7 protein-coding genes are annotated in these 6,502 nt (G+C 47.2%); all 7 read right to left on the reverse strand.

Translation table 11 applies throughout. From position 1 onward, the window contains the following. Positions 1–220: hypothetical protein (locus ACH2BK_RS09810; protein ID WP_395003750.1), on the reverse strand; the 220-nt coding region annotated here is incomplete at its 3' end. Then, complete coding sequence (locus tag ACH2BK_RS09815) at positions 213–1,184, reverse strand: glycosyltransferase family 2 protein (RefSeq protein WP_395003753.1); 972 nt, start codon at positions 1,182–1,184, stop codon at positions 213–215. The genes ACH2BK_RS09810 and ACH2BK_RS09815, both read right to left, overlap by 8 nt. Positions 1,185–1,243: 59 nt before the next feature. After that, positions 1,244–1,594: a hypothetical protein gene (locus tag ACH2BK_RS09820; protein WP_395003755.1), complete on the reverse strand. Its 351-nt coding sequence runs from the start codon at positions 1,592–1,594 to the stop codon at positions 1,244–1,246. After that, complete coding sequence (locus ACH2BK_RS09825; RefSeq protein ID WP_395003757.1) at positions 1,572–2,540, reverse strand: glycosyltransferase family 10 domain-containing protein; 969 nt, start codon at positions 2,538–2,540, stop codon at positions 1,572–1,574. Before ACH2BK_RS09825 ends, ACH2BK_RS09820 begins: the two co-directional genes overlap by 23 nt. Positions 2,541–2,558: 18 nt before the next feature. Then, positions 2,559–3,449: a glycosyltransferase family 2 protein gene (locus tag ACH2BK_RS09830; RefSeq protein WP_395003759.1), complete on the reverse strand. Its 891-nt coding sequence runs from the start codon at positions 3,447–3,449 to the stop codon at positions 2,559–2,561. Positions 3,450–3,568: 119 nt separating this feature from the next. Continuing rightward, on the reverse strand, positions 3,569–5,887 hold the full coding sequence (locus ACH2BK_RS09835) for a TonB-dependent receptor (protein ID WP_395003761.1): 2,319 nt from the start codon (positions 5,885–5,887) through the stop codon (positions 3,569–3,571). A 254-nt stretch (positions 5,888–6,141) separates the two neighbouring features. After that, a partial coding sequence (locus ACH2BK_RS09840; protein WP_395003763.1) for a hypothetical protein occupies positions 6,142–6,502 on the reverse strand: 361 nt, incomplete at its 5' end.

Consider the following 6,502-nt stretch of genomic DNA (forward strand, 5'->3'; position numbering starts at 1 on the left):
GGGTTTGCTCAATGGTATTGCGAAAGACGCTCTCTGCCCCACCACGATAGGAGTCTGAGGCGAGGTGGAGGAGTTTGGTGGGTTTGGGGTTTTGGGAATGATTGGCTAGATTTTGAGTTTGCCCAGCGTGGCGAGGTAGGCGAAGATTCTGACATAGGTCTGCCACTTGTGATGGAATCGCAACGATTTTATGCAGGCATACAAATAGGGGCTTAAACATTTATAAATGCCCCCCCCCCGAGAGCACGAGTATCGTAGCGATACTCTAGCTCAATCGTGCTTTGCAAAATACCAATCGCCTTACTTTGGGCTTGCTTGAAGCACGCATTGCGCGCCACTTCTGGCACCTCGCTAAGCCCGCGTATCTCGCCAATCACTCGTCGTTTGTCAGCTATCTTCCTATCGCGTGTTTGTGTATCAATCTTGCGCGTTATGGAGCTTTTTGATTCACAATACACATAGAGCTTGTCCCTAATCCCCACGCTGCTTTGTGCCATCGCACAGAGATAAAAGCTCTTAAGCACATCTTCTGACATCGTGAGATGAGAATCCTCGCCCATACGTGCCACGATTACCTCACGCACTCGCTTTATGTGCGAAGCTTTGTAAAGCTTCGCCCATACGTGCCACGGAGGTGTGCCACGATGGGCGAAAACTTCACAAAGTATCTGGCTATCACGCAAATTTTTTGTGATAACGGGCGGACTCACGCGCTTAAAGGTGCGTGGCTCAAAGCGCATACCAAAAAACACGATATCAGGCAGGGATTTTGTAGGCTCATTATGGGGATTGCGCGCGAGTGGTGCGCTAGATTCTGACGCACTAGATTCTGAAAATGTAGCGCACGCATTGATTTTAGCATACGCCCTCTGGCAAGTATCTGTGGCGAGATAATCATCCGCATCCACAAACATCACATACGCACCATTTGCGTGTTTAATCCCCTCTAATCTCGCATTAAATGTCCCGAGATTGCGAGGGTTGGAGATGACTTGGATTCTGCTATCTCGCGTCGCGTATGCTCTAGCGATTTGTGCAGAATCATCACTCCCACAATCATCGATTACCACAATCTCAATATCACTAAAAGTCTGATTGATACAAGAATCCAAACAACGCGCTATGTAATCCTGCACATTATACACGGGGACAACGATAGAAAAAAATGGTGCTGGTAGGCTCATACACGACTCCACAATGATTTTACATTCCATAAACTTGAGGGATTGTAGCCAAAAGCCCTTTAGAGTTTCCTAAGGGCAGTGCGCAAAGGCTTAGGGATAAGCCTTTTGATACTCTCAATAAACCAAACATAACGCCCATATTGCCCCTCCTCAAGCGCACTCAAGGAGTTTCTTGAGCGTTTGCGCGCCTCCTTTAGAGGTAGGCTAAAAATCTCATCAAAAAACCTCTCTAGCTTAGCATCAAAGTGCTCCTTATGCTTAGAATCTAAAAACAACGGCTCTCTTAGCATTGCCAAATACGCCTCATCGTCATTATCTATGCGCTCCACTTCACACAAAAGCTCCTTAAGATTCTCAAAACTTGCAGCATGTAAGAATGCTTTATAGTTAATGCCCCCCCCCCGAGACATCGCTCACGCGCTCATCGCCCCAATAGATTGGCACACTTTGGGCTGCAGCTGCTTGGATAAGCTTCTCGGTGGTGTAGCCCGGAGTGGAGGAGTTTTCAAAACAAAGCGCGAACTTGCACTCCTGTGCAAAGGCAAATTTATCCCTCACGCGCCCTCCGATATTGTTCAAAAACCTCCCGCCAGAATCCACCCTCTTATACGCGCAAAGCTTTTCAAAGGCTTCTTTTCGGATAGGATCGCCCCTATCGTTGCTGACAACAAAGCTACAAAATCGCTTCTTTTTCTCTAGTGTCTCTTGGGTAATGTTCTCGTGCTTGTGCAATGCCCTCTGATAATCCTCCTCATAAAACAAATACAGAGGATAGCGCACATACCGCTCGCCAAAGTCCATATACGAAAACCCTATGGCGTAATCACAAAAATTAAAATTAGGCACGATGTTTTCACCTGTGAAAAAGATTTTTACGCACTCTTTGTATCTAAAATGCTCGCCCCCAAATACGGAGTAAAACACATATTGCGGATTTGTAGGATCAAGCACCACGCGAAACTTTTGGGAGAGCATATCCACAAAACGCGCCTGTATCCCGCCCATATCGCCAAAATCGCAAAAATGTATCCGCAGCTCTTTTATTTTATTGCAATTTGCTTGTGGCAAATTGCTATCGCTCACGAGGAGTGAATCCCCACTCGCTCCGCCATTATTGAATCTTGGCGAACATACACTTCCTGAATCTATCTGCTTAGATTCTCTAGATTCTATAATGTCGCTAGCGGTTTTAGATTCTATAATTTTATCGCAATTTGTCTTTGACAAATTGTTATCGTCAATGGGAGCTAAGCCCCCATTGCCTCCGCTGCGCGCACATACACTGCCCCAATCTGTTGGCTTAGATTCTCTAGATTCTATAATGTCGCTAGCGGTTTTAGATTCTATCTTCTCCATTTTCTCTCCTTAAATATACTAATGCTGCTTTTTGCCTAGCAAAACCCGCGCTTGGTTGCGAAAGCGCGCAGGGATCGCACTGCGCACAATCACGCGCGGGATAATCCAAAACACATAGCGCAAGGTGTAATACAGCGGGAAAAGCTTGTGATAACGCGCGCCGATTTGCACATCTTCGCTAAACATACGCCACGAGAGCGAGCTAGAAACGCCCTCTACATTAAAAGCACTCACCACCACCGCGCTATGCCAAAATCCAAACCCATCGTTATAGACTTTGGTAAAAAAGTCCGTATCCCCCGCGATTTTAAAGCGTGTATCGTATTTGTAGCGCTTCATCACAGCAGTATTGATAAAGGCACTTTGGTGGATAAAATGGTGGTGGTATTTGTGGGCGTTTTTGCGCCCATTTGGCGCGGCGTGGAGGATCTTGCTATGCTGCGCATCGTAGATGATTTGCGTATCGCCATAAAGGACTGCTATTGCCTCCCCCCCAAGTGCTAAATGAGCCTCATACACACTAAAAAGCTCACTCACACTTTGAGGGCTAAAAAACCTATCCCCGCAATTCATAAAATTGCACCACTCCCCCGTGGCGAGCTCTATGCCCTTATTCATCGCGTCATAAATCCCGCCATCGCGCTCGCTTAAAAACTTAAAGCTAAAGTTAGGATTAGAATCTAATCGCGCCTCAAGGTAGAGAGAATCTCCACTCTCGCGCCTGTGGGTAATGCTCGCAAGCGAGAGGATTTTAGATTCTATGCGTTTAGTCGTGCCATCGCTACTCGCCCCATCGATGAGAATATACTCGATATGTGAATAAGTCTGATGTATGACAGAATCCATCGTCTCGATGATATGTGCCGCGTCGTTATACACCACGGTGATGATAGAGAGTTTGGGCTGCATACTCCGCCTTTTGTGTGTGATAAAGGCGCGTATTGTAGCCTAGCAAAGCTTAAGCGTGGGTATCGCGCCCGCTAGTGCGCTCACACGCCAAATCGCACAAAGCCCGCGCCCTCAAAGCCCTAAAAGCTCCATCGCCCCTCGACAAACACACTCCTACCCTGCCCTATGAGGAAGCCATATCCCGCGATTGTATCCGCGGCATTGCCATTGTAATAGCTATAATAAAAGGTATCAAAGACATTGCGCACGCCACCACTTAGGCTCAAATCCCCTAGTTTGAGGTTTAGCCCGATGTCTGTGAGGCTATAGGCGGGGATGGTGTCTTGGTGGTTGGCATTCTTTTCTTGCATAATGTCCTTTTGCGCGCCATAGAAGGTGTTTTGATTCCAAATACTAAGAAACCTATTAAATGCATAGCTTACGCCGATTGTGGCTTTATAATTGCTCACATAGGGGATTTGGTAGCTCACGCTTGTGCCATTGAGTTTGAGAATCTTAGCATCTATGTAGGTGAAGCTCTCGCTAAAGCGCAGTGAATCGCCCAAAAAATACTGCTCGGCAAAGAGCTCAATCCCCGCCCTTTGGGTAAAGTCGTAGTTGCCATACTGCACGCCGCCCACAGAATGCGCGTTGCCAATGGTATAGAATTCATTGAGTGTGAGCGTGTAAAACGCCGAGGCAGAGACAAACATATGCTCGCCCAAAAAGTCCTTTAATCCCACTTCAAAGGTGTGGTAGTCCTCTTGCTTGAGGTTTGTGGGTTGGTAGGTTAAGGAGCTGCGCTGTGTCATAGAGTTTGGCGAGGGAGAAAAATACCCCTTTTCGTATTTGAGATACACATTGCCCGTGTCAGAATACGCAAAACGCGGCGTGAACTCTAGCGCATAGTTATGTCTTGTGTGCGTGTATCGCCCAGCAGCCCCATCGCTCCCACCTATAAGCGCAGAGCTAGGGAATCTCCCGCCTATCCAAAGTTCCTGCCCTGTGGTGGAGAAAAGCGCGCCTTGTGTGTTGTAGTTGTTTTTTATGTCATACAGAGCGAGCTCATAGCGCACCCCGCCCGTGAGTGAAAATCGCTTGCTAAAATCGTATTTATCAAGCACATACACAGAATTTATCCATTTGCTCCCAATAGTTGGGATATTCATAGTGTGATCATAGACGACATTGCCACTATAGGTGTTGTTGGGAGGTGTTTGGGGAGGCCTGCTAGGCCCCGTGGTAAGCCCATTCATACTCCCACTACTTGTGCCATAGAGGTGTTGATTCATCACGCGTTTGCCATAGTGATAGATAGATTCTGCGCCGATGATAAGGCGATTTTTTTCGCCCTTGTAGTCAAACTTCGCGATTAATCCCGCCTTTTGATCGTCAAAGAGTGAGCCGCTCTGATCTGCGGAGGCATCATTAAAGGCAAAATTGCCATAGTTAAAACGACTAAGCATCGTTACAGAATCCACATACTTAATCCGATTGAGATGATAAAAGGCTTTGAGCTCGAGTTTAGAATTTTGGCTCATCTGCCCTTCATAGCCTAGACTGACATCGAGGCGATCTTGGGTATTATGCAGCGAGCCATAACCCGGAGTTTTGCGATCGTCCTTGCTCGGATTGGCGATATCCATAAAGGAGTTATTAGGTGTCGTGAGAATCTTGCCTGTGAAATAATCCACATCTAGGCTCAGCGAGTGCCCGGGGCTAAAGTCGTGGATAAGCGCGAGGTTGGCTTGCGCGCCCGTGGTTTTATCCCCCGTGCGCGGACCTCCGCGGTTTATGTATGCCGCGCCGATAGTCAGATAGGTGGATTGCCCGAGCTTGGTGCCAAAGCGCGCATCGGCGTTGTAATTATCGCCCGTGGAAGCGATGATATGAGAATAGCTCACTCCGGCATTGAAGTATGGCTGCTCATAGCGCTTTTGTGTGATGATATTTACCACCCCGCCGCGTGTGCCATTGCCATACATCACTGCGCCCCCGCCGGGCAAAATCTCGATAGATTCTATGGCGTTAGGCGAGAGAGTGTTTAGCGGAGTAACGCCGTGGCTTGAATCGAGCATATTGGAGTAGATTCCATTGATGAGCACCTGCACGGAAGTGTTGGCGCGATTGCCCTGCCCGCGCAAGTCGAGATTGCTCCCTAAGCCCACATTAGAGAGCCCCACAAAGGGCGTATAGCGGAAAATATCCTCGGTGCTGCGATAGCCCTTGTTTTGGATATTGCCTTTGTCAATCGCATAGACATTCCGACTGAGCTCATCGAGCTGGGATCGCATAGGAGAGGCGGTGACAACGCTCTGCAAACGCACGCGCTCTTCGTTCTTTTGGCTAGTGGTTTGCGTGCTTGCTCCCTCTTGTGCCTCTTGCTCCTCCTGCACCTCTTGTGCTTGTAAAAGGGCGAGACAAAATGCCAAACTCACAAAAATAATACTCTTTTTCATTATGTGCTCCTATATGGAATTGTGCTGAAATCTCTTGCTAATTGATTCCTGTGTGTGATTATAATGATTTTTTTTTTTTTTTGTTATAAGAATTATTTTCATTTTATGAAAACTTGGTAATAAGGTAACATTTAAGTGATGGGATTTGGAATCTAGCCCGATAGAATATAGCGCAGATTCATAAGCCACTCCCAAAGAGAAAGCCAAGATTCACACAAGCCACATCTAGAATCTAAGGCATTGCAGAATCTAGGCTAATAGATTTTAGAATCTAGCCTCACAGATTCTAGCTTTTTAGAATCTAAATCAATTACGCAATCCACAACGCCAAAAAATCCTAGCAAGGCTTTGCCAAATATAAACAATAGTGCGTGCGCAAGCACGAGCCGAGCAGAATCTATACCAATAGATTCTGCCATTTTTGCAGAGCAAAAATCCAATAAAATGTGTAGCGCGTCAGCGCATACCGACACTCGCCCGCTTCGTGGTGTGCAATCGTTGGGGCAAGGAGGCAGTAGTGCCTCCGCAACGATTGCGCTAGAAGCGGAGATAGCGAGGCTCTCTCCCCGATTGCGCAAAAAGAGCCAACGGGTTGCAAGAAAAGCGCAGCAAAAA

The sequence above is a fragment of the uncultured Helicobacter sp. genome (assembly GCF_949282165.1).
GTDB lineage: Bacteria > Campylobacterota > Campylobacteria > Campylobacterales > Helicobacteraceae > Helicobacter_F.